General features: G+C 71.2%; 20 protein-coding genes. 9 read left to right on the plus strand and 11 right to left on the minus strand.

Annotated elements, in window-relative coordinates; all coding sequences use genetic code 11:
• The gene (locus tag PSH03_RS07030; protein ID WP_210786145.1) at window positions 1-2,130 is read right to left on the minus strand and encodes a transglycosylase domain-containing protein; all 2,130 of its coding nucleotides are present in this window, start codon (window positions 2,128-2,130) and stop codon (window positions 1-3) included.
• Between the two features lie 121 nt (window positions 2,131-2,251).
• On the opposite strand from PSH03_RS07030, the gene cobC reads away from it, so the two are divergent.
• From cobC to cobA, 3 genes are read left to right on the plus strand one after another with little or no spacing between them, the layout of a single operon-like run.
• A complete protein-coding gene (cobC, locus tag PSH03_RS07035) occupies window positions 2,252-3,337 on the plus strand; it encodes an Rv2231c family histidinol phosphate aminotransferase CobC (RefSeq protein ID WP_210786146.1) in 1,086 nt (361 codons plus the stop codon).
• Window positions 3,337-4,440, plus strand: a complete 1,104-nt coding sequence (gene cobT / locus PSH03_RS07040; protein ID WP_238688622.1) for a nicotinate-nucleotide--dimethylbenzimidazole phosphoribosyltransferase — start codon at window positions 3,337-3,339, stop codon at window positions 4,438-4,440. Before cobC ends, cobT begins: the two co-directional genes overlap by 1 nt.
• A gap of 40 nt (window positions 4,441-4,480) precedes the next feature.
• On the plus strand, window positions 4,481-5,734 hold the full coding sequence (gene cobA, locus PSH03_RS07045) for a uroporphyrinogen-III C-methyltransferase (RefSeq protein ID WP_238688592.1): 1,254 nt from the start codon (window positions 4,481-4,483) through the stop codon (window positions 5,732-5,734).
• A 417-nt stretch (window positions 5,735-6,151) separates the two neighbouring features.
• Here the strand turns inward: cobA and otsB are convergent, their stop codons facing one another.
• From otsB to PSH03_RS07065, 4 genes are all read right to left on the minus strand, one after another.
• Entirely contained in the window at window positions 6,152-8,716 is a 2,565-nt protein-coding gene (gene otsB, locus PSH03_RS07050) for a trehalose-phosphatase (RefSeq protein WP_210786158.1), read from the minus strand.
• A gap of 41 nt (window positions 8,717-8,757) precedes the next feature.
• Window positions 8,758-10,158: an alpha,alpha-trehalose-phosphate synthase (UDP-forming) gene (locus PSH03_RS07055; RefSeq protein WP_124817234.1), complete on the minus strand. Its 1,401-nt coding sequence runs from the start codon at window positions 10,156-10,158 to the stop codon at window positions 8,758-8,760.
• Between the two features lie 142 nt (window positions 10,159-10,300).
• On the minus strand, window positions 10,301-10,687 hold the full coding sequence (locus PSH03_RS07060; RefSeq protein WP_210786149.1) for a PIN domain-containing protein: 387 nt from the start codon (window positions 10,685-10,687) through the stop codon (window positions 10,301-10,303).
• On the minus strand, window positions 10,680-10,964 hold the full coding sequence (locus PSH03_RS07065) for a hypothetical protein (RefSeq protein WP_210786150.1): 285 nt from the start codon (window positions 10,962-10,964) through the stop codon (window positions 10,680-10,682). The genes PSH03_RS07060 and PSH03_RS07065 overlap by 8 nt, the downstream gene beginning before the upstream one ends.
• A 210-nt stretch (window positions 10,965-11,174) precedes the next feature.
• On the opposite strand from PSH03_RS07065, the gene ettA reads away from it, so the two are divergent.
• From ettA to PSH03_RS07085, 4 genes are all read left to right on the plus strand, one after another.
• Window positions 11,175-12,851: an energy-dependent translational throttle protein EttA gene (gene ettA / locus PSH03_RS07070; protein ID WP_210786151.1), complete on the plus strand. Its 1,677-nt coding sequence runs from the start codon at window positions 11,175-11,177 to the stop codon at window positions 12,849-12,851.
• Between the two features lie 12 nt (window positions 12,852-12,863).
• On the plus strand, window positions 12,864-13,310 hold the full coding sequence (locus PSH03_RS07075; protein ID WP_112584127.1) for an acyl-CoA thioesterase: 447 nt from the start codon (window positions 12,864-12,866) through the stop codon (window positions 13,308-13,310).
• Window positions 13,307-14,044, plus strand: coding sequence for a DUF8185 domain-containing protein (locus PSH03_RS07080; RefSeq protein WP_210786152.1), 738 nt, complete (start codon window positions 13,307-13,309; stop codon window positions 14,042-14,044). Before PSH03_RS07075 ends, PSH03_RS07080 begins: the two co-directional genes overlap by 4 nt.
• A 131-nt stretch (window positions 14,045-14,175) precedes the next feature.
• A complete protein-coding gene (locus PSH03_RS07085) occupies window positions 14,176-14,760 on the plus strand; it encodes a type III secretion system chaperone family protein (RefSeq protein WP_112676053.1) in 585 nt (194 codons plus the stop codon).
• Window positions 14,761-14,781: 21 nt separating this feature from the next.
• Here PSH03_RS07085 and PSH03_RS07090 read toward each other — a convergent pair whose 3' ends face one another.
• From PSH03_RS07090 to PSH03_RS07100, 3 genes are all read right to left on the minus strand, one after another.
• Entirely contained in the window at window positions 14,782-15,210 is a 429-nt protein-coding gene (locus PSH03_RS07090; RefSeq protein ID WP_307850661.1) for a globin, read from the minus strand.
• 123 nt (window positions 15,211-15,333) lie between these two features.
• Entirely contained in the window at window positions 15,334-16,719 is a 1,386-nt protein-coding gene (locus PSH03_RS07095; protein WP_238688593.1) for an MFS transporter, read from the minus strand.
• 233 nt (window positions 16,720-16,952) lie between these two features.
• Window positions 16,953-18,011, minus strand: coding sequence for a mechanosensitive ion channel family protein (locus tag PSH03_RS07100; protein WP_372494713.1), 1,059 nt, complete (start codon window positions 18,009-18,011; stop codon window positions 16,953-16,955).
• A 290-nt stretch (window positions 18,012-18,301) separates the two neighbouring features.
• Between PSH03_RS07100 and PSH03_RS07105 the strand changes: the two genes are divergently transcribed.
• A complete protein-coding gene (locus PSH03_RS07105; protein ID WP_203150542.1) occupies window positions 18,302-18,838 on the plus strand; it encodes an HNH endonuclease in 537 nt (178 codons plus the stop codon).
• A 15-nt stretch (window positions 18,839-18,853) separates the two neighbouring features.
• Here PSH03_RS07105 and PSH03_RS07110 read toward each other — a convergent pair whose 3' ends face one another.
• The gene (locus tag PSH03_RS07110; protein ID WP_238688594.1) at window positions 18,854-20,449 is read right to left on the minus strand and encodes a DUF6194 family protein; all 1,596 of its coding nucleotides are present in this window, start codon (window positions 20,447-20,449) and stop codon (window positions 18,854-18,856) included.
• A gap of 81 nt (window positions 20,450-20,530) precedes the next feature.
• On the opposite strand from PSH03_RS07110, the gene PSH03_RS07115 reads away from it, so the two are divergent.
• Window positions 20,531-21,244 (plus strand): MerR family transcriptional regulator, encoded by a 714-nt coding sequence (locus PSH03_RS07115; RefSeq protein WP_238688595.1) that lies wholly within the window; start codon window positions 20,531-20,533, stop codon window positions 21,242-21,244.
• 173 nt (window positions 21,245-21,417) lie between these two features.
• Here the strand turns inward: PSH03_RS07115 and PSH03_RS07120 are convergent, their stop codons facing one another.
• Both PSH03_RS07120 and PSH03_RS07125 read right to left on the minus strand, forming a co-directional pair.
• Complete coding sequence (locus PSH03_RS07120) at window positions 21,418-22,254, minus strand: class F sortase (protein WP_210787613.1); 837 nt, start codon at window positions 22,252-22,254, stop codon at window positions 21,418-21,420.
• Between the two features lie 12 nt (window positions 22,255-22,266).
• Window positions 22,267-22,791 carry a hypothetical protein gene (locus tag PSH03_RS07125; RefSeq protein ID WP_210787614.1) on the minus strand — a complete coding sequence of 175 codons (525 nt, stop codon included), beginning with the start codon at window positions 22,789-22,791 and terminating at the stop codon, window positions 22,267-22,269.
• Window positions 22,792-22,865 lie beyond the last annotated feature (74 nt).

The raw sequence follows: 22,865 nt of genomic DNA on the forward strand, positions 1-22,865 counted from the left end.
TCAGCCGACGATGGCGTCCGACGGTGGGGTGAACTGGCGGGTCGGGGTGCCTTTCAGGCCGTCGCGCAGGGTCTCCGAAACCGCCTTGATCGGGATCTGGGACTGCCCGTCACCGACCGCGTTGAACGGGTTGTCCGGGTCGGAGATGAAGCTCGCCGCGGCCAACTCCGGGGTGTAGCCCACGAACCAGGCCGACCGGGTGCTGTCGGTCGTACCGGTCTTGCCGGCAACCGGGCGTCCGACGGTGCCGCGCACGCTGTCGGCGGTGGACCATCCGCCGCAGCTGCCGCGCGCCGGGGTGTCTCCGGTCGGGCAGCGGGCCGCGTCGGTGGCCGCCCGCGCGGCGTCCGCGTTGACCACCTGCCGGCAGCGTGGCTTGGCCACCTCTCGTTGCAGGCCGCCCGCGGTGGCGTAGGTGGCGGGTGTGCCGTCCCGGTTCATGATCGCTTGCACCGGGATGGCCTCGCAGTAGCGGCCGTCGGCCGCGATGGCGGCGTACGCGTTCGCCATCTCCAGTGGGGTGGCGTCGGAGACACCCAGGGTGAACGCGCCCCACTTCTTCGCCTTTGCCGGGGACGCGTGGTCCCGGTCGACGTCGGTGCGCCACCGCAGCCCGAGCTGTTCGGCCAACCGGACCGCCCGGTCCGCGCCGACCTTCTCCTCCAGCCACACGAAGTACGTGTTCACCGACTTGCCGAAGCCGGACCACATGGTCTGCTGGCCGGACATGGCGCCGCTGGCGTTGGAGGGCGCCCACCCGTCGTAGACCTCGGACCGGTAGCGGTGTGGGGCGTTGAACGAGGTGGAGAGGGGCATCCCCGCGTCGAGCGCGGCCAGCATCGGGAACATCTTGAACGTCGATCCGGCCTGGTAACCGGCCAGGTCACCCCCGCCGAGCAGTGGTGCCACGGTGTTCGGGTAGTTGGCCTTCACCTTCGGCCCGGCCTCGGGGTTGGAACTCTGCGGGTTGTCGGCCAGGTCCAGCGAGTACGTCCGGTTCACCGCCATGGCCTTCACCCGCCCGGTGCCCGGCTCGGAGACCACGATGCCGTTGGCGAACGGGCTGCCGGTGGCCTCCTTGGCGCCGACGCTCTTCTCCGCCGCCTCCTGGATCTTCGGGTCGAGGCTGAGCACGATGCGGTAGCCGCCCCGGCGCAGGTTGTCCATTCGTTCCAGTCGGTTCGCCCCGAACGCGGGCTGCGCGCTCCACCAGTTCTTCAGGTAGTCGCAGGCGAAGCCCCAGCTGTTGTACTTGTCCGCCACCGCGGCGCAGTCGTGCGGTGGGGTGGTCAGCTTGAGCCGGATCGGTTCGGACTTGGCGGCGGCGGCCGAGTCGGGGGAGAGGTAGCCGAGTTGGCTCATCCGGTCCAGCACGTAGTTGCGCCGCCCGGTGGCCTCCTTCTGGTCGGAGTCGGCCGGGTCGTACTCGGAGGGGGACTTGACCAGTCCGGCGAGGGTGGCGGCCTCGACCGGGGTGAGGTCCTTCGGGGTCTTGGAGAAGAAGATCTCGCTGGCGGCGTAGATGCCGTACGCCCGGTGCCCGAAGTACGCCGAGTTCAGGTAGCGCTCCATGATCTGTTCCTTGCTCAGCTCCTTCTCCAGGTCCAGCGCCATGCGCATCTCCCTGACCTTGCGCAGGCTGGTCTGCTGGGTGGCTTCCTGGACCTCCTTGGGGGTGGTCGCGCTGTCCCGCAGGGCCATCCGGACGTACTGCATGGTGAGCGTCGAGGCGCCCTGGGAGCCGCCGGAGCGGGCGTTGGAGACGAAGGCCCGGGCCACGCCCTTCGGGTCGACGCCGTGGTGCTGGTAGAAGCGGGAGTCCTCGGCGGCGACGATCGCCTGCTGGATGTTCGGCGACATGTCCGACAGCTTGGTGTACTGCCGGTACTCCTCGTAGAACATGGTCAGCACGGTCTTGCCGTCCGGGCCGTAGACGTACGAGGTCTCGGCGGGAAGGGCGGTCTTCAGCACCCGGGTCTTCTGCTCCACGGCGTGCGCGGTGGCCTTCGCGCCGAGCCCGGTGAGGGCGACCACTGGATAGGCGACGGCGGCGATCACGATTCCGGCGATCAGCCCGGCGCGGAGGAGAGGGACGAGACGACCAGCGGCAGCAAGGGGTCGGTTGCTCACCTGGTCAAGTTATGACATTTCCGATTCGTACATGAGAAAAACTCTTAAACCGGCGAGTGGTGACGCGGCTTACGCTGAGATCGACTGTCCCACCGGCCACCTTCCCGGCAGGATCGCGGACATGTCTGATCAGCCGAGCGCTGTCGCCCCGCCCACCGGGGTCGAGCCGGACCTCGCCCACCACGGCGACGCGGAGGCCACCGTCGGCCTGATCGACCTCGCCGTCAACGTCCGTCGGGCGCGGCCTCCCGCCTGGCTGGCCGACCCGATCGCCGCGACCCTGACCGACCTGGCCCGGTATCCGGACCCGGCGCCGGCCCGGGCGGCGGTCGCCGCCCGACACCGCCGTCACCCGAACGAGGTGCTGCTCACCGCCGGCGCCGCCGAGGGTTTCGTGTTGATCGCCCAGGCGCTGCGCGGCGTGCACCGCCCCGTGGTGGTGCACCCCCAGTTCACCGAGCCGGAGGCGGCGTTGCGGGCCGCCGGACACCCGGTCGAGCGGGTGCTGCTCGACGCCGCCGACGACTTCCGGCTCGACCCGTCCCGGGTGCCCGCCGACGCCGACCTCGTGATGATCGGCAACCCGACGAACCCGACCTCCGTGCTGCACCCCGCCCAGACGGTGGCCGCGCTGGCCCGCCCCGGCCGGGTGCTGGTTGTCGACGAGGCGTTCGCCGACACCACCATCGCCGCCGGGCGCCCCGGCGAACCGGAGTCGCTGGCCGAACGCCGTGACCTGCCCGGCCTGCTCGTGGTGCGCAGCCTCACCAAGACGTGGGGTCTGGCCGGCCTGCGGATCGGCTACCTGCTCGGCACCGCGCAGCTGCTGTCCCGGCTGGCCGCCGTCCAGCCGCTCTGGGCCGTCTCCACGCCCGCGCTGGCGGCCGCGTCGGCCTGCGCCGGCACCGTCGCGGTCCAGGCCGAACGCGCGATCGCCGCCGACCTCGCCGCAGACCGCGAGCACCTGGTCGCGCGCCTCGCCGAACTGCCCGGTGTACGCGTCGTCGGTCGTCCCGCCAGCGCGTTCGTCCTGCTGCACCTGCCGGGCGCGACACCGATCCGGGCCGCCCTGCGCGAGCGCGGCTGGGCGGTACGCCGAGGCGACACGTTCCCCGGCCTCGGCCCGGACTGGCTGCGGGTGGCCGTACGCGACCGAAACACCACCGACGCGTTCATCGACGTGCTGCGCGAGACCATGGAGGCATGATGCTGGAGACCACGATCGCGGCGATCCGCGCGGCGGACGAAGCGGCCATGGCCGCCGCCCGGGAGCTGCACGGTCGGCTGACCAAGCCGGCGGGATCGCTGGGCGCGCTGGAGGAGCTTTCGGTACGCCTCGCCGGCCTGGCCGGATTGTGCCCGCCACCGCTGCCCGAGCCGGCCGCGGTGGCGATCTTCGCCGGCGACCACGGGGTGCACGCCCAGGGGGTCAGCCCCTGGCCGCAGGAGGTCACCGCGCAGATGATCGGCAATTTCCTGGCCGGTGGAGCGGTGGTCAACGCGTTCGCCCGGCAGGCCGGCGCCTCGGTCACAGTGGTCGACGTCGGCGTGGCCACCCCGCTGCCCACCGACCCGGCTGTGCTCGAACCGACGGCCGTCGACCCGGCTGTGCTCGACCCGGCCGTGCCTCGGCTGGTTGTCGCGTCCGTCCGCCGGGGCACCGGCGACCTCACAGTGACCGCCGCGCTGACCCGGGACGAGGCGTTGGCGGCGGTGCAGACCGGCATCCGGATCGCCGACGAGCTGATCGACGCCGGCGCCGGCATCCTGCTCACCGGGGACATGGGCATCGGCAACACCACCCCGGCCGCCGTGCTGATCGCCGCGTTCACCGGCGCCGACCCGCTCGACACCACCGGTCGGGGCACCGGGGTCGACGACCCGACGTACGCGCGCAAGGTGGCTGTGGTGCGGGCCGCGCTGGCCCGGCACACCCCCGACCCGGCCGACCCGCTGGGGGTGCTGGCCGCCGTCGGTGGTCTGGAGCACGCCGCCCTGGCCGGGTTGATCCTGGGGGCCGCAGCGCGCCGCACGCCGGTGCTGCTGGACGGCGTGATCGCGGTCTCGGCAGCGCTCGCCGCCGCCGCGTTCGCCCCGGACGCGGTCTGCGCCATGGTCGCCGGCCACCGCTCGGCCGAGCCCGGTGCCACTGTCGCGCTGCGCCACCTCGGCCTCGACCCGCTGATCGACCTGGGGCTGCGCCTCGGCGAGGGCACCGGCGCGCTGCTGGCGTTGCCAGTGGTCACCGGCGCGGTCCGGGTGCTGCACGAGGTGGCCACCTTCGACTCCGCCGGGGTGGCCGAAAAGTGAGCACGCGCAGCGAACGATCCGTCCGCCCCGGTGGTGCGACGTGACCTCCAACCCGTACCCCCTGGGTTTGCGGCTGCACGGGCGGCGGGTGGTCGTGGTGGGTGGCGGCGCGGTCGCCACCCGGCGGGTGCCCGCGCTGCTGGATGCCGGTGCGGACGTCCTGCTGGTGGCCCCGGAGCTGACCCCGGCGCTACGCGCGCGGGTCGACGCGGGTCGGCTGCACTGGGTGCCGCGCCGGTTCGTACCCGAGGACCTGGACGGCGCGTGGCTGGTCCACGTGGCGATCGACGACCCGATGGCGGCGGCTTCGGTGAGCGCCGTCGCCGCCGAGCGGCGGATCTTCTGCGTCCGGGCCGACGACCGGACCGCCGCCACCGCCTGGACCCCGGCGGTGACCCGGCACGGCCCGGTCACCGTGGCGGTGTTCGGAGGCGGCGACCCTCGTCGGGCGATGACAGTCCGCGACGCCATCCGCGACCTGCTCGCCGTGCGTCTGGCACCGGACGGGATCGCTGGCCGGCCCGACGCTTCCACTGGGACGACCGGCGGACGGCAGGCCGGACGGCAGGCCGGGCGGGTGGCGCTGGTCGGGGCGGGGCCGGGGGACCCGGAGCTGATCACGGTGAAGGGCTGGCGGCTGCTCACCGAGGCCGACGTGGTGGTCGCCGACCGGCTGGTGCCCGGGCTGCTGCTCGACGAGTTGCGCCCGGACGTCGAGCTGGTGGACGCCTCGAAGATCCCCTACGGCCCGTCCCGGGCCCAGGAGGAGATCAACCAGATCCTGGTCGACAGGGCCCTGGCCGGCGCCTTCGTGGTGCGGCTCAAGGGCGGTGACCCGTACGTCTTCGGGCGCGGCGGCGAGGAGTTGCTGGCCTGCGCGGCTGCCGGCGTGCCGGTCACAGTGGTGCCGGGGGTGACCAGCTCGATCGCCGCGCCGGCAGCGGCCGGCATCCCGGTCACCCATCGGGGAGTGGCGCACGAGTTCACAGTGGTCTCCGGGCACCTGGCACCCGACGCGCCGGCTTCGCTGGTGCGCTGGGACGCCCTCGCCGGTCTGCACGGCACCCTGGTGATCCTGATGGGGTTGAAGAACCTCGCCGCCATCACGGCCACCCTGATCGCCCACGGTCGGTCGCCGCAGACGCCGGCCGCGGTCGTCCAGGAAGCCACGACGGGCACCCAGCGCGTGCTGCGGTCCACGCTGGGCGAGGTCGCGGCCGACCTGCGTGCGGCCGACCTGCGCCCACCCGCCGTCGTCGTGGTGGGCGACGTGGTGGGCGCGCTCGACGGCTGACCGGCGACCTCATCGAGGTCGCTGCAATGGCGTCCCGTCCGCCGGCGGACCCGGACATCGGAGGGCGCTGGCAGGCCAAATCGTGGACGGTTCCCGTTAGCGCGTAACGGGAACTGTCCAAGATTGCCGGCTGCGGCGGTTGTCGGTGGCTGTGGCTTCCGGTCCGGGACCCGGTTGTCCTGTTCGGCCTCGGCGGCGTCGGCGCGGCCCGTAAACCGAAGCTCGCTCGACCACACCGGCGACGCCCCACTACTGTGCCTGATCCACGCCGGCAGCAGCGCTGTGCTGCCGTACGTGCACTGGACGGTGCCCACCGACCTCGGCGCCCACCTGTACGGGTGGCAACCGAGCCTGCCGTACCCGCAGTGACCGACGGGGCCGGAGCATGCGCTCCGACCCCGTCGTACGAGCTGTCGACTACTGCTTGAGCATGTTGTCCAGCAGCAGGGCACAGCGGACCAGACCGAGGTGGCTGTACGCCTGCGGGTGGTTGCCCAGGCCGCGCTCGGCGAGCGGGTCGTACTGCTCGGGGAGCAGCCCGGTCGGGCCGGCGGTCAGCACCATCTGCGCGAACAGCTCCTCGGCGTCGGTGCGGCGGCCGGTGCGCAGGTACGCCTCGATCAGCCACGCCGTGCAGATGTGGAAGCCGCCCTCACGGCCGGGCAGGCCGTCGTCCCAGTGGTAGCGGTAGACGACCGGGCCGCTGCGCAGGTCCGCCTCGATCCGCAGGACGGTGGACAGGAAGCGCGGGTCGTCACCCGGGAGCAGGCCGGAGAGGCCGATCCAGAGCGACGAGGCGTCCATGTCCTCGTCCCCGTACGCGACGCTGTACGCCTCGACGTCGGAGTGCCAGCCGTGCTCCAGCACGTTGGCGCCGATCCGGTCGCGCAGGTCCTTCCACTCGGGCCGGTCCTCGCCGCCGTGCTCGCGCATCACGTGCAGCGCGCGGTCGACTGTCATCCAGCACATCACCTTGGAGAAGACGTGGTGCCGGGGTGGCAGCCGGGCCTCCCAGATGCCGTGGTCGGGCTCGTGCCAGCGGCGGCGGACCGCCTCGACCATGTTCTCCAGGACCCGCCACTCGTCGTCGCGGACCGAACCGCGAGCGTCGGCGACGGCCGCGATCAGGTCGGCGATCGGGCCGAAGACGTCCAGCTGCAACTGGTGGTTGGCGAGGTTGCCGACCCGGACCGGCCGGGAGCCGGCGTACCCGGGCAGCGTGTCGATGACCGCCTCGGCACCCAGCTCGTAGCCGTCGATGGTGTAGAGCGGGTGCAGTCGCTCCGGGTGCCCGCCGGTGCGCTCGATGCAGCCGTCCACCCAGCGCAGCAGCGCCTCGGCCTCCTCGACGGAGCCCAGGTCGACAAGTGCGCGGGCGGTCAGCGCGGCGTCGCGCAGCCAGCAGTAGCGGTAGTCCCAGTTGCGGACGCCGCCCAGCTCCTCGGGGAGCGAGGTGGTCGCCGCGGCCAGGATCGAGCCGGTGGCTTCGTGGCAGAGCCCGCGCAGGGTGAGGGCGCTGCGCGCGACCAGGTCACGGGCGGTGGACGGCAGCCGCAGCGAGGCCACCCAGTCCTTCCACGGCTGCTCGGCGGCGGCCTGCCGCTCGTGGATCGGCACCCGGTGGTGCTCCAGGCTGTGCGTGCCGAAGCGCAGCTCCAGCACTACCTGCCCACCGGCGGCGGAGAGGTCGACGATCGCCTTGGCGGTCTCGTACCCTCCGTCGTTGCCGACCTCCCACTCCACGCCGGGGGCGTAGAGCGCGACCGGTTCGTTGGAGCCGAGCACCAGCAGGCCGTCGCCGAGCGGCTGCAACTGGACGGCCACCTGACCGAACTCGGGCCTCGGCGCGAACTCCACCTTGGCCTTGCCGCTGCCGGTCAGCACCCGGACCAGGGTCGAGTCGCCGGTGATGACCGCCGGGCTGTCGTCCGGGGTGGTTTCCCGGGCCGGCTTGTCCAGCCAGTCGGTGACGGTGAGCCCGGACCAGCGGGTCTCCACTGTCATCGTGCCGGAGCGGTAGCGCTGGCCCAGCGGGATGCCGCCACGTTCCGGGGTGATGCTGAAGTGGCCGGCCGGGCTGCCACCGACCAGGTCGGCGAAGATCGCCGCCGAATCCGGCTTGGGGTGGCAGAGCCAGCTCACCTTGGCTTCGGGGGTGAGCAGAGCGACGGTACGACCGTTTGCCAGCATGGAGTGCCGTTCGATCGGCACCGCCCGCTCACCGAACAGCCAGTGCCGCCGGGTCTCCAGCAGCAGAGCCAGCGCGCGGGCGGCCTCCAGCGGGTCGGCCACCCGGTAGCTGGCCTGGGTGTCGCCGGGGCCGATCTTGATGCCGAGGTCGGGACCGTGCAGGTGGCCGAACCCGTTCTCGTCGGTGATGTCGTCGCCGATGAACAGCACCGCGCTGGAGGCGAGCTGGGTCCGCAGCTGGTCGAGTGCGGTGCCCTTGTGGGTGGCCACCACGGACAGTTCGATGACCTCCTTGCCCTGGGTCACCGTGACGCCGTCGAAGGTGGCCGGACCGTTGCGGACCGCCTCGATGGCGGCGGCGGCGATCTGAGGGTCGACCCCACGGGTGTGCATCGCGACGCTCGCCGGTTTGCGTTCCAGCCGGATGCCCGGGTGCTGGGCGGCGATCTCACGCAGCGCGTTGCGGACCTGGGTCCGCACGGCGACCAGCTCGGGGGAGAGCCGCTCGACGAAGCCGATGTCGAACTCGGAGCCGTGACTGCCGACGAGGTGCACCTCGCTGGGCAGCCGCGAGAGTGCGGCCAGGTCGCGCAGCGCCCGACCGGAGACCACAGCCACTGTGGTCTGCGGCAGCGCGGCGAGCGCGCGGACCGCGGCGACCGACTCGGGCAGCGGTACGGCCGTGCTCGGGTCCTCCACGATCGGCGCCAGCGTGCCGTCGTAGTCGCAGGCGACCAGTAGTTGGGGGACCCGGGCGATCCGGCCGATGGCGGAACGCAACTCAGGGTCCATGACCCCGGTGGCGTTTGCCGCCCCATCGTTGACGGACGTGTTCACTCGGCCTCCGCCTCGGGAACTCCGAGCTCCGAGAGGAAAGACTTGGCCCAGTGGCCCACGTCGTGGGTACGCAGGTGACGTTGCATTGTCCGCATCCGGCGGCGTGCCTCGGTTTTCTCCACGTGCACTGCCCGGAGGAGGGCGTCCTTGACCGCGTCCGGGTCGTGCGGGTTACACAAAAATGCCTGGCGAAGCTCGGTGGCGGCACCGGCGAACTCACTGAGTACGAGCGCGCCACCCTGGTCGGCACGTGATGCTACGTATTCCTTCGCCACGAGGTTCATTCCGTCTCGCAGCGGGGTCACCATCATCACGTCGGCAGCAACGTACATCGCCGCCAGCTCAGTGCGACTGTACGACTGATGGAGGTAATGGACCGCAGGCACGCCGACCCTGCCGAACTCGCCGTTGATCCGACCGACCTCGCGCTCCACCTTCACCCGTAGTGCCTGGTAGTGCTCCACGCGCTCGCGGCTGGGCGTGGCGACCTGAACCATGACCGCGTCGGGAACTGTCAACTTTCCGTCAGCCAGCAGCTCCCGGAAGGCCTTGAGCCGCAACTCGATGCCCTTTGTGTAATCCAGCCGGTCCACGCCCAGGATTATCGTCTTCGGGTCGCCCAGCTCGGCGCGAATCTGCTTGGCCCGGGCCTGGATCGCCGGATCGGCGGCCATCCGCTCCATCTCCTGGGTGTCGATCGAGATGGGGAAGGCGCCCGCCTTCACCTGCCGACCGTCGACCTGGATCATCTGCCCCTCGTAGCGCAGCCCGAGCAGGTGCCGGGCCAGCCGGACGAAGTTCTGCGCGGCCAGCCGCTGCTGGAACCCGACCAGGTCGGCGCCGAGCAGACCGCGCAGGATCTCGGTACGGAACGGCATCTGCATGAACAGCTCGATCGGCGGGAACGGGATGTGCAGGAAGAACCCGATCCGCAGGTCCGGGCGGAGCTCACGGAGCATCGCCGGCACCAACTGGAGCTGGTAGTCCTGCACCCAGACCGTCGCGCCCTCGGCCGCCACGTCGGCTGCGGCCTCCGCGAACCGGGCGTTGACCAGGCGGTACGCCTCCCGCCACCGGCGCTTGTAGGCCGGCGTCTCCACCGCGTCGTGGTAGAGCGGCCAGATCGTCGCGTTGGACTGGCCCTCGTAGTAGCGCTCCAGTTCCTCGGCGCTGAGCGGGACCGGGTGCAGCCGGATGCCCTCCAGGTCGAACGGCTCGGGGGCGGCGCCGGTGCCACCGGCCCAGCCGACCCAGGTGCCCTTGTGTTCGGCGAGTACGGGATGCAGCGCGGTGACCAGCCCGCCAGGGCTGCGTCGCCACTGCCGGCCCTCGGGTGTGCTCACCTCGTCGACCGGCAGACGGTTCGCCACTACGACAAAGGAGCTACGGACGGTCACGATCGGCCACCTCCGGGTACTGACGGGTCCACCGCGATGAGCGTACTGAGCGTAGCTGCGGCGTCTTGTGCCCCGTGCCGGAGTCTCCTACCCGCCTCGGTGCGACCGAATCCTAAGGGTGATCTTGTCGACAGCCCGCCGGTCAGAGGTCGATGATCGGCCATTCCTTCGGCAGTACCTCGCCGAGCAGCTCCCGCCGATCCGTCATGATCGGTGTAATCGCCCGAGCCGCCTCCATCGCAGCCTGGGCCAGGTCCATGCCGCCGAGGGTTCGCGACCAGCCGCCGAGAATGGCGCACATGTCGTGCTCGACGGGCGTGACCATGACCTGCTCCAGGTCGCCGACGATGTCGAGCAGTGGCCAGCCGTCGCTGGTCACCTGGCGGTACGCGGCTGCGAGGCAGAGCGCGGGGACGATCACGCCTTGCCCCTTGTCCGCGACTTTCGCAATCTGCTCCCCGACCGCTTCCATGCCTTCCGAGTAGGCGAGGAGGCAGCCCGTGTCGAGGACGAGGCCGGCATCAGTCACGAATGGTCATCCGTCCGCGAGACGCCGCGCCCAGCAGGGCAGCTGCCTTGGATCGCAGTTCCGGGGTGATCTTCGCCTGTGCCTCGTCGAGTTGCCTGCCCGCCTCGGCGAGACCTTCATCAGTGAGCCGGAAGCCCACCTGTCGAAGTGCCCGCCGCGTGCGCTCGCCAGCCATCCGCTGACGAACGGAGTCGGTGATGAAGGCGGAGACGTTGGATTCCTCGGCCAGCCGCTCCGCCACGTCATCCGGCACGCTGATGGCGATCTTCTTGGTCATACCAGGTACGCTAGCGGGTGATACCACGGTCGGCAAGGAGGCGCGCTCGGGTACACCTGGGGCGGGGTGATGTGGGCGAAGCGCGCCGTACCTGTCAGGATTGACGATGGCGTGCGCGCGGCCGGCTCCCGGCCGGCGGCGGCGGGCGGTCCTCGCAGCCCGCGCCGCGCCGCCGATCAGCGACAGCAACCGACGGAGGTAGCCCGCACCGTGGCCCAGTACATCTACGTTCTGGAAAAGGCGCGCAAGGCGCACGGCGACAAGGTCGTGCTCGACAACGTCACGTTGAGCTTCCTGCCGGGAGCCAAGATCGGTGTGCTCGGTCCGAACGGCGCCGGTAAGTCCAGCCTGCTCAAGATCATGGCAGGGCTGGACAAGCCGAGCAACGGCGAGGCCCGACTCATGCCCGGCTACACCGTCGGCATGCTCGCTCAGGAGCCCCCGCTCAACGAGGCCAAGACCGTCCTCGGCAACGTCGAGGAGGCGGTCGCCGAGACCAAGGCCAAGCTGGAGCGGTTCAACAAGATCGCCGAGCAGATGGCCACCGACTACTCCGACGAGCTGATGGAGGAGATGGGCAAGCTCCAGGAGGAGCTGGACCACCTCGACGCCTGGGACGTCGACTCCAAGCTCGAACTGGCCATGGACGCGCTGCGCTGCCCGCCGCCGGACGCCGACGTGACCCAGCTCTCCGGTGGTGAGCGTCGCCGGGTCGCGCTCTGCAAGCTGCTGCTGGAGGCGCCCGACCTGCTGCTGCTCGACGAGCCCACCAACCACCTGGACGCCGAGAGCGTCTCCTGGCTGGAGCAGCACCTGGCGAAGTACGCCGGCACCGTCATGGCGATCACCCACGACCGGTACTTCCTCGACAACGTGGCCGGCTGGATCCTCGAGCTCGACCGCGGCCGGGCCATCGGCTACGAGGGCAACTACTCCACCTACCTGGAGAAGAAGGCCGCCCGGCTGGCCGTCGAGGGCCGCCGCGACGCCAAGATGAAGAAGCGCCTCACCGAGGAGCTGGAGTGGGTCCGCTCCAACGCCAAGGCCCGGCAGACCAAGTCCAAGGCCCGCCTGGACCGGTACGACGAGATGGCCAACGAGGCGGAGAAGACCCGCAAGCTCGACTTCGAGGAGATCCAGATCCCGCCGGGCCCGCGCCTGGGCAGCACTGTGATCGAGGCGGTCGACCTCAGCAAGGGCTTCGGCGACCGGCTGTTGATCGACAACCTGTCGTTCTCGCTGCCGCGCAACGGCATCGTCGGCATCATCGGCCCCAACGGCGTCGGCAAGACCACCCTGTTCAAGACCATCGTCGGGCTGGAGGAGCCGACCGGCGGCCAGGTCCGGGTCGGCCCCACCGTCTCGCTGTCGTACGTCGACCAGAACCGCGAGGGCCTCAACGGCGACAAGACCGTCTGGGAGGTCGTGTCCGACGGGCTGGACTACCTGATGGTGGGCAAGGTCGAGATGCCGTCGCGGGCGTACATCGCCGCGTTCGGCTTCAAGGGACCGGACCAGCAGAAGCCGACGAAGGTGCTCTCCGGCGGTGAGCGAAACCGGCTCAACCTGGCGCTGACCCTGAAGATCGGCGGCAACGTCATCCTGCTCGACGAACCGACGAACGACCTGGACGTGGAGACGCTGTCCAGCCTGGAGAACGCGCTGCTGGAGTTCCCCGGCTGCGCCGTGGTCATCTCGCACGACCGGATGTTCCTGGACCGCGTCGCCACGCACATCCTGGCCTGGGAGGGCGACGACCAGGACCCGTCCCGGTGGTTCTGGTTCGAGGGCAACTTCGAGGCGTACGAGAAGAACAAGATCGACCGTCTCGGCGCGGAGGCTGCCCGGCCGCACCGGGTGACCTACCGCAAGCTGACCCGCGACTGACCGGCCGAGAAGGTGTCTGACCGCTTCGTCTACCACTGCACCCTGCGCTGGTCCGACCTGGACGCGTATGGCCACGTCAACAACTCGCGCTTCCTCACCCTGTACGAGGAGGCGCGGGTGGCGTTGATGTTCGCCGGCGGCCGGGCCTGGGGCGTCGGGTCGTTCGCCGACGGGGTGGTGATCCGCCGGCACGAGGTCGACTACCTGCGCCCGGTCGACTACGCGCTCGGCCGGGCCACCGCGGAGGCGGCACCCACAGTGCGGATCGAGCTGTGGGTGGAGGAGATCCGGGCCTCCCGGTTCACAGTCGCCTACGAGTTGTACGACGGTGAGGTGCTGGCCAGCCGGGCCCGCTCGGTGCTGGTGCCGTTCGACCTGACCCGCCAGGTGCCCCGGCGGATCACCACCGAGGAACGGGACTTCCTGCTCACGTACGCGCCGCAGGGCGGTGTGGCGTGACCCGGCCGGGCACCGCCGAGCCGGGCCGGACGGCGGCGTCCACCCACGGTGTCGCCGGGGTGGCGGACGCGGGCGCCTTCCTGGCCAGGCTGGTCCGGTTGGATCCGGTCGCGCCGGTCCGGCTGCGGCCGGCCGGCGCACCGGGCCGGGTCGCCCTGTGGGCCCGGCTGCCGTGGCAGGTCCTGGTGGTCCGCACGGTTGCCGGTGGGCCGGCCGACGGCGTCGCGGAGGACGTCACAGTGGCGGCCGCGGAGCTGCTCGCCGAGCTGGAGCGGGGCGGTACGACCCGGCCGACCCGCCGGGACGCCCAGTGGCGGTGGCCGCTGCCGCCGACGCGGAGCCGCCAGGTGGAGGCGTTGCCAGTTGCCGAGTTGCGCCGGATCGCCGACGCGGCGGCGGGCACCCTGCGGACGGCGAGCGAGCAGGGTGTGGCCGGCCGTGCCGTCGGCCAGCGGGCCCTGCGTGACGCGTTACTCGACCACGTGGCGGTGCTGATCACCCCGGACGGGACGCCCGCCGCGCCGGTCGAGGTGCCGCAGCGGCTGGTGCAGGGGGTGGTCCGGATGGGCTTCCTCGGCGCCGCCCACGGCCCGGCGGCTGCCGAGGGCGGGGACGCCGTTCAGGTGCGGGTGGCCGGTCGTTGGGTCGGCCTGGTGGGACCGCACGGAGCGGCTTGGTTGCAGAAGGCCACGGATCTTGCCGTGACACCCCTGAGCGCTCGTCCGAACGGATGACCCCGGATCATTCTTCTGGTCAGGGGCGGTCGTTGGGGGGGTGCTTCAACCCGGCTGTCCGGGTACCGTCCATCCTCGGATCCAACGCACCGTAGGCGACTGGATCCGCTGGGGAGTGAGGTGCGCGAGCGATGCCGTGGTGGTCATGGCGCCCCGGTCCCGCCGACGGCGGCGATCCGGAAACCCGAAGCGGGATCACAGTCGATAACGCGGTCCGGATCGGGCCGCCCAGCCCTCGACAGCCGGGGGACGACTGCCCGTCCAACGAGCGGCCCGTGCTGACCGAGATGCCCGCCACCGTCGAGCCGGTGAGTCTGCGCCGGGTCTGTGACGCGCTCGATCTGCTCGACGTGCGTTATCTGGCCGACGGCGACGGCAACCTGCTGGCGATGTGGGAGCGGCACGCGGTGCTGGTCACCCTCGAAGGGCCGGAGGACGAGATCCTGGTCATGCGGGCACGTCCGCACGCCACGGTCCCGCCGGACTGGGCCGACCGGGCGTACCGGGTGGTCAACGAGTGGAACCACACCCGCCGGTTCTGCAAGGCGTACATCGGTGACCCGACCGAGCGCGGTCAGCTACCGATCTACGCCGAGCTTCAGGTGCCCCTGGGTGCCGGCACCCACGACGCGCTCCTGGTCGAGATGCTCGACTGCGGCGCGGCGGTCGCCACCAGCTTTGTGGACTGGCTGCACGACGAGGGCGCGCTGCTCTGACGCCGCTGCCGGTGGGGTGGGTCAGCCGCCGTTTGCCGGGTCGTCCTCGACGTTGACCATGAAGTACGCGGCCCGCTCCAGGTAGTCCCAGAGGGTCGCGGCGATCTCCGGCTCAAGGTCGAGCCGGTCCACGGCGCGGCGCATGTTCCGCAGCCAGGCGTCCCGTTCGGCCGCGCCGATCCGGAACGGCGCGTGGCGCATCCGCAGCCGCGGGTGCCCGCGCTGGGCGGAGTACGTGTTCGGTCCGCCCCAGTACTGCATCAGGAACAGGGTCATCCGGTCCGCGGCGGGGCCCAGGTCCTCCTCCGGGTACATGGGTCGCAGCAGGGGGTCGGTGGCGACGCCGGCGTAGAACTCGTCGACCAGCTTGCGGAAGGTGGGTTCGCCGCCGACCGCTTCGAAGAGGGTCATCGACGCACCGGGACGGTCGGATTCACCTGCGGAAGTCACCGTTCCATCCTGCCAGGTGTGTCCGGTGACGACCCGACCCGCACGGCGTGCGTCGGATCACGCCGGGTCGACAACCCCGAATGTCGGGCACCCGGCCTGCACGGGTGGAGGTCGGTTCGGCGGTCAGGTGACCGCGTGCCGGCGGTGGCCGTCACCGGCATGCGGGTCGGACGTGCCTTCCACCGGGCGGTCGCTGGCCGGGTCGCCGAGCCCGGAGGGCGGCGGATCGCCGTTGGCCAACGAGGCGGCAGTGATCGCATCGTCCACCGTCTGCCGGTCCGGCCAACGCAGCGTGGCCACCGCCATCAGCACCACCCCGGCTGCGCTCCAGACCCCCACCACGATCGGAATGGGGAACCGTTCGGCGAGCATCCCGGTGACCAGCACCGCGAGGCCCTGGATGACCTGGATGCCGGTGGCCATCACCCCGAAGGCGCGGGCTCGGAAGCCGTTGGGCAGCGCCTGGACGAACAACCCGTTGGCCATCGGCATCATGCCGGCGACCGCGAACCCGCAGAGCGCGGCGAGCAGCGCGACCACCAGCGGCGGGGGGTCGAGCAGCACCGGTACGAGCATCAACGGGGCGAGCACCGCGAGCGGCCGCATCAGCTTCAGTCGGCGAGCCGGCCCGAACAGGCGACTCACCAGCAGCCCACCGAGGATGAAACCGATCGGGTTGGCCACCATGATCGCCGCCTGTGCGGTGCCCGCGCTCACCGCGCCGCGGCTCTCCTCGTTGGCCCAGGCTGCGGCCAGACCCTCGGGAACGATCGAGAAGAGCATCGAACTGAACACCAGCACCGCGATGGCCCGCAGCACCGGTGTGCGGAAGACCATGCCGAACCCCTGCCGAGTCTCCTGCAGCAGGTGGCTGCGGTGCTCCGGGTTCATCACCGCCGGGCGGTGGCGCACACCGAGGCGGACCAGCAGCGCCGAGAGACCGAACGTGACCGCGTTGAACAGCAGCGCCGCCTCCGGGTCGACAGCGGCGACAGCGGCGCCGAAGACGTACCCCACGACCTGGGCGGCCTGCCCGACGCTGCTGTTCAGCGACAGCCCCAGCACCAGTCGGTCCCCGGTGAGCAACTGCGGGATCAGCGCGGACTTCGCCGCCTGGCTCGGCGGGTTGGCAAGCGTGGCGGCGAAGATGAGCACCAGCACCGCCTGGTACGGCAGGCCCGGAATGGCGATGAGCAGCATCAGCGCCATCCGGATGAGGTCGCATGCCACCATCACCCGTCGGAACGGGTACCGCTCCGCGAGTGCGGCGAGCACGGGACCGCCGAGCAGCCAGGGCAGGAAGCTGACCGCGAAGGCAGCCGCGGAGAGCGCGACGGACCGGGTCTGCTGATAGACGAGCAGGGTGACGGCGGCCTTCGCGACATAGTCGCCGACCCAGGACAGAGCGCCAGCCACGAACACAGCCCGGAACTCGTGCTGGCCGAAGACTTCGCGGAATGTGGCGGGGCCTTCCGCGGAAGGTCGCTCGTCAGGCACCGTCGCCTCCATCGGCCCCGGCTCGGCCACTCGTGGCAGCCCGGCCGGAAGCGCTCGTCAGATCTACGGATCAGCGAGGATGTGATCACGCTTTGGTGGGAACGCGTGCTCCGGATTCTGCCCGATCGTCTGACAACTAGCTAGGTCGAACGGGCCGTTCGTCGCCTCCCCGACTGAACGAACGGACGATACCCGAGGGGCCGGCCGGATCGCGACCCCTGAATTGCCGGACAGTGTCGGCGGTGTCAGGTGGCGCCGCCCTGACCGGTCTCACCCTCGGGCAACGGCCGGGGCGACAGGCCGGGATAGATGCGGGCCGCAGCGATCTGCGCGGTGATCCCCGAATTCTCCAGCGCCTCGGCGAGACGCCGACGCAGTTCCCGGCCCACCGCGAACTGCCCGTCCGCTGTCGTCTTCACCACGGTGCGGATGACCGCGCCGTCCACCGTCACCTGCTCGACACCCAGCACCTCAGGCGCCTCCACGATCTCCGGTGACAACTCCGGGTCCATCGCGACCGAGGCGGCCGCGGTCCGCAGCACCGCGGTGGCCTCCTCGGTGCTGTTGAAACCGATCGGCAGGTCCACCACCACGAGGGCCCAGCCCTGGCTCTTGTTGCCCACCCGGATGATCTCGCCGTTGCGGATGTACCAGAGCACGCCGCGGCCGTCGCGCACCGTGGTGACTCGCAGGCCGACCGACTCGACCACGCCCATCGCCTCGCCCAGGTCGACGTTGTCACCCACGCCGTACTGGTCCTCGATCAGCATGAACAGGCCCGCGATCAGGTCCTTCACCAGGCTCTGCGCGCCGAAGCCCAGCGCGACGCCGGCGATCCCCGCGCTGGCCAGCAGCGGTGCCAGGTCGAAGCTGAACTCCCGCAGGATCATCAGCAGCGCGATGCCGAAGACGAAAGCGGTGGTCAGGCTGCGCAGCACCGATCCGATCGCCTCGGCCCGCTGCCTCCGTCGCTCGGGCACGAACTCGGCGGGGTCGACCGCGGCGGTGGGTACCCGCTCGCGCAGCGGTCGCAGCATCGTCGGCACCGCACCGTCGGTGGTGGTCCGAACCAACCGGTCGATCGTCCGGTGCAGCGCCCAGCGGGCCACCATCGCCAACGCCAGGATCAGCAGCACCCGAAGCGGTTTGAGCAGGATCCAGTAGCTTCCCTCGGCGAACCAGGCCGACCCGGTGATCCGGTAGATCCACTCGCAGGAGGTGCTGCCCTGGCAGCTCACCGAGACGGCGTCGGACAGGGCTAGGGGCGTCACGCTGGCGGCACTCACTATGTCTTCGTACCGCAAGGGGCCCGAGCGCCCGCCGCCGACCCACCGGCCGGGGCAGGTCCGGTACCGGTGAGACCGGCGGCGGGGTGTCGCACGTCAGCGTCCGCCCAGGCTGGAGCAGCTGCCCGTCCCGGCGCGGGTGATCCGCTTACCAGAAGAGAGATTAGTACGTGCAATCCGGGGTCCGATCAGGGACTATTGGCGCAACGGACGTCGGTGATCGGCCCGGCGTCGACCGTGTGGGCCCTTGTGCCCGGCCCCGGTCGGCGGCGGTCCCCAGCAGCCGCTGAACCGGGAGGGTGAGCGCGATGCCTGACATACGACCCACGGTGGGCTCCGGCGCGCTGGTTCTCAACGCCACCTACGAGCCGCTGTGTGTCGTGTCGGTGCGTCGCGCCGCGATCCTGGTCCTCTCCGCCAAGGCGGTCTGCGTCGCCGACGGTGACGGCATCCTGCACAGCGCCCGGGACGCGCTCCCGGTGCCATCCGTGGTCCGGCTGACGCGCTTCGTCCGGGTGCCGTACCGAACGCATGTCGGGCTGTCCCGCCGGGCGATCTTCGCCCGGGACGGGTGGCGGTGCGCCTACTGCCGGGGTCCGGCCGAGACCATCGACCACGTCTTTCCGCGTAGCCGGGGTGGCCGGCACGCCTGGGAGAACGTGGTCGCCGCGTGTGCCCGGTGCAACCACACAAAGGGCGACAAGACGCCGGCCGAGATGGGGTGGCGGTTAAACGCGTTGCCGGCCGCCCCGAAGGGCACCGCCTGGCGAGTGCTGGGCCACCGCGCCCCCGATCCCCGCTGGGCCGACTGGCTGGACCTGCGGGAGCCCGAGGCAGCCGCCTGACCCCGCACGGCGTGGTCAGGCTCCGGATTGCGGGCGGATTGCCCGGCGCGCTGCGCGTTCGTGGCGGTCGACCGCTCGGCGGTGCGCGATCGCGAGTAGCCGGTCGATCTCGGGCAGCAGTTGCGGACCGGGCATGACGATGCTGGCGAAGCCGTACTGTGCGTAGCCCGGGTGCGGTACGAGGGTGTCCAGTCGAGCGAAGTCGAACTCGTGCCGGTGCTCCTCGAACGCCTTGGGCGGGAAGCCGAACAGCCGCTCGAACTCGGCCCGGCCCAGGTCCAGGTTGAGGCGGAAGACGCCGGGCCGGTCAAGCTGTGCGGCCTCGTCGAAGCCGGGCACGTCGTGCTCGACGATGGTGGCGAACGGCTGGCGGCGGTCCGGGCCGACGAAGAAGAACCGGTCGCCCCAGGCCGCCTCGGGTGATCCGTTCTCCTCGCTCGCCACGATCTGCTCGGTGCCGGGCAGTGCGGCGATCCGGTCGGCGAGCACGGCCGTGTCGACACCGGTCGGGACGTGCAGGACCGCGTCGGCGTGTTCGATGGTGGCCTGGTCCAGCGGGAAGTAGCGGTAGTCGTGCGTCCGCTGCTCGGCCGCTCCGATGCCGGACGTCGGCAGATACCGGGGAAGGTTGGTCTCCTGCTGGAGCCGGCCCTCGTAGGTGGCAGGGGCGGGCGGCCCGATGCCGAGTGCCGGGCTCGCGCCGAGGCTGCCGGCGATCACCGCGTACCGGTCGCCCAGCAGCGACGCGATGATGGCGCCGGCGCCGGCCCAGGACACCTGCGAGTCGGCCAGCGTCATCGTGCTCAGATGACGCTGGAGGTGCGTGTTGTGCGCGAAGACCAGTGTGGGCCCGCGGTGTGCCTCGGCCGATCGGATCGCGAGCAGGTTCTCGGCCATCAGCGCGTCCCGGACCGCTGCCAGGCGGGCGAAGCGTTCCTCCTGGGCCAGTGGTGCGGCGGCCGCGGCGTGGTAGCGCAGCAACGCGACAGCGGCCGTGGCGTGCACGAATGCCGCCCGCCAGCCCGCTGACTTCCCCGGCGCCCGCAGGTACAGCTCGGTCAGCAGGTCGTCGGCGAGCACCCGCAGTCGCTGGGCGTCGGTCGAGCGCCCGACCGATCGACCGGGTTCCCAGATCGCGGCCGTGTCACTCCACCGCGCCTCGTCCCCGATCAGGTCGTCGATCTCGGCAGCCCGGTCCAGGCCGAGGAACCGGCAGACCTGGGTGAGATGCCGGCGCGGGCTCGGAGCACTCTCCAGCTCGACCGGGGCGTCGAAGCCGTGGAACGTCAGGCGCTCGGCGGCCGGCCGTCCGGCGTTCCACTCCCGCATCCGCAGCAGGAGGTCGCGGTTGGCCGGGGCTGCCCCGAATCCGTGGCTGAACCCTTCGGCGAGCGCCTGGTCGAGCGTCACGGCGGCGACGCCCTGCACGAACTCGTCGGCGATCAGCCCGGCCGCCCGGTCGCTCTCCACGGCGATCGAGCGGTAGCCGCGCTCGGTCAGCGACAGAAAAGCCTCGTTGCGGAGTTGGAGGAAGGCGGACTCACCATGCGTCGGTTCGCCGAGCGCGAGCAGGTCCGGGGATACCGCCAGCAGGTCGAGAAAAGATGACATTCCATGAACCGTATCGTTGAACCAGCGGTTGAAACTCACGAGCAGCGGAGCGCGGTGGCAGCAACAAAACCTTCAAACCCAGTGGTACGCCGACCGGTCGATCTCGCGCGCGTCCACGGCCTCTCCGCGCAGGCCGTACGCAACTACGAACGAGACGGCGTCCTGCCGCCGGCCCAGCGCACCCCGAACGGCTACCGTCGCTTCACCGAGCTGCACGTCAAGGCGCTGCGTGCCTACCTCGCGTTGATCCCGGGCCACGGCCATGCGGCCAGCGGCGAGATCATGCGGGCCGTCAACCGGGGTGCGATCGACACGGCGTTGCGCACGATCGACGAGGGTCATGCCCTGCTCCAGCGCGATCGCGAAACCCTGGACGCGGTCGAGGCGGCGGTGGCGACGCTCACCGGAACGAGACCGCAACCGCAGAGCCAGAAAGCCGTGCCGATCAGCGTGTTGGCTCACCGGCTCGGTCTACAGCCAGCCACGCTGCGCAAGTGGGAGCGGGCCGGGGTGCTGCGACCGGTACGTGATCCGGTGACCCGCTACCGGCTCTACCGTGCCGACGACGTCCGGGACGCCGAACTGGCCCACCTGTTGCGCCGCGGTGGCTACCGGCTCGACCACATCGCCGGCGTGCTGCGTCGAGTGCGCGACGCTGGCGGTGCCGAACCGCTCGCCGCCTCGCTGTTCCAGTGGCGGCAACGGCTCACCGAGCGAGGCCGGGCCATGCTCACCGGGGCCGCCCGGCTCGCCGATTACGTCGACGCTGGTTCGGCAGGAGGCGTGCAGCGCTGACCTCGTCTCCTGGCTCAACAGCCACGGAGACGTCCCGCTGGCTTCCTCCGCCCTCGTCGAGGTTGAGGTGCCCAGAGCGTTGCGCCGATCAGCCCCGCAAGCGTTGATGGGCCGTAGGGTTGCCCGTGGCAAGCCCAGGCCAGAACTGACCCGTGGTTCAGATCTGTCCGCCCTCACCCGGACCGCGCCTTGACCAGTGAGGCGAAGACCACCACGTTGTCCGCGTAGCCGGTCTCGCCGCCGACCCACTGGCCGCCGCAGGTGATCAGTCGGAGGCTCGGGCGGCTGAAGTCGCCGTACACCTCGTCCACCGGCAGCCGGCCCTTGTCGAACTTCTCCACCGAGTTGACCTCGAAGACCGCCACGCGCTGGTCGGTGCGGGTGACCTCGATCTCGTCACCGGAGCGTAGCTCGCGGAGCTTGTGGAAGACCGCCGGCCCGCTGTTGGTGTCGACGTGCCCGACGATCACGGCTGGGCCGTACTGGCCCGGGGTGGGCCCCTGGTCGTACCAGCCGGCCTCCTGGGCGCGGGCCGCGTCCGGCACGGCGATCGTGCCGTCCGGGGCGATACCCACGTCGTGTACGGGCGCCCGCACGTCGATCTTCTCGATGGCGAGGCTGGTCGGTTGGCTGGCCGGCAGCACCGGGAACTTCTTCGGCGGCGGTCGCAGTCCGGCGCTGAGCCGGTCCGGCAGCAGGCTCATGCCGGTCACCTGCTCGACGCCGAGCATCGCCACGATCAGCACCATCAGCGCGGCGATGGCCAGCACCGGGAACCCGGGGCTCGTACCGAACCGGTGTCGGGCCGACGACGGCCCGGCCGGGCGCCGCGGTGGCAGCGGGCGGGCGGCCGGATCGGTGGTGGTGACGCTGGCCGACACGGCCTGCCCGGCGACCCGGCGCAGCCGTCCGGAGACGCGGGCCACCACCCGGCCGGACGCGCGCAGCGCCGGCCCGGCCCGGAGGCGGACGCGGCGGTTCGGCCGCGCACGCGCGGATCTGCGGGTCATGGGTGATCCGGCTCAGGAGCCGGCTCCCGGTCGACGTCGGCCGCCGGCCATCCCGAGCACGATCGCGGTGGCCACCAACGCCACGCCACCGAGCACCAGCAGCGAGCCGGTGCCGCGCCCGCCGGCCATCCCACCGCCACCGGTCGCCGGGCCCTTGCTGGGCGAGGCCATGTTCAGCACGGTCAGCGTGGTCGACGACGTCTGGCCGTTCTCGCAGCGCAGGTCGACCGGGTAGTCACCGGCCGGCTTGTCCCTTGCGATGGTGACCTGCGCGGTCAGGAAGCCCTTGTCCGGTTTGAGCTGAACGTGCCCGAACGCGTCGGAGTGCACGCTGGACTGCCGGTTGTTGTTGTCGTTGTCGCAGCTCGCCTTGATGCTGACCCGGCTGCCGGCCTGGGCGCTGTTCGGTGTCACTTCGACGAAGACGTTCTCGCCGGCTCGCGCCGGCGCGACCGACAACAGGACGAACGCCCCGACCAACCCCACCAGTGTCAGTGCGGACGAGAGCGCGCGGTTGATCGTGCGGATTGCCTGCATGATTTCCCCCCAACCGGCGACGACCGCCGGAACCCTCCCCTGGGCACGCGCGCTGCTTTCCCGCTGGCGGGGAG

The organism is Micromonospora salmantinae, assembly GCF_022230905.1.
GTDB lineage: Bacteria > Actinomycetota > Actinomycetes > Mycobacteriales > Micromonosporaceae > Micromonospora > Micromonospora salmantinae.

Excerpts from the sequence above, each read along its gene's own strand:
- PSH03_RS07085 (WP_112676053.1), top strand. The coding sequence starts at position 14,176 with ATGCCGTGGTGGTCATGGCGCCCCGGTCCCGCCGACGGCGGCGATCCG.
- PSH03_RS07110 (WP_238688594.1), bottom strand. The coding sequence starts at position 20,449 with ATGTCATCTTTTCTCGACCTGCTGGCGGTATCCCCGGACCTGCTCGCG.
- cobT (WP_238688622.1), top strand. The coding sequence starts at position 3,337 with ATGCTGGAGACCACGATCGCGGCGATCCGCGCGGCGGACGAAGCGGCC.
- PSH03_RS07065 (WP_210786150.1), bottom strand. The coding sequence starts at position 10,964 with ATGACCAAGAAGATCGCCATCAGCGTGCCGGATGACGTGGCGGAGCGG.
- otsB (WP_210786158.1), bottom strand. The coding sequence starts at position 8,716 with ATGGACCCTGAGTTGCGTTCCGCCATCGGCCGGATCGCCCGGGTCCCC.
- PSH03_RS07120 (WP_210787613.1), bottom strand. The coding sequence starts at position 22,254 with ATGACCCGCAGATCCGCGCGTGCGCGGCCGAACCGCCGCGTCCGCCTC.
- cobC (WP_210786146.1), top strand. The coding sequence starts at position 2,252 with ATGTCTGATCAGCCGAGCGCTGTCGCCCCGCCCACCGGGGTCGAGCCG.
- PSH03_RS07095 (WP_238688593.1), bottom strand. The coding sequence starts at position 16,719 with ATGGAGGCGACGGTGCCTGACGAGCGACCTTCCGCGGAAGGCCCCGCC.
- PSH03_RS07105 (WP_203150542.1), top strand. The coding sequence starts at position 18,302 with ATGCCTGACATACGACCCACGGTGGGCTCCGGCGCGCTGGTTCTCAAC.
- PSH03_RS07125 (WP_210787614.1), bottom strand. The coding sequence starts at position 22,791 with ATGCAGGCAATCCGCACGATCAACCGCGCGCTCTCGTCCGCACTGACA.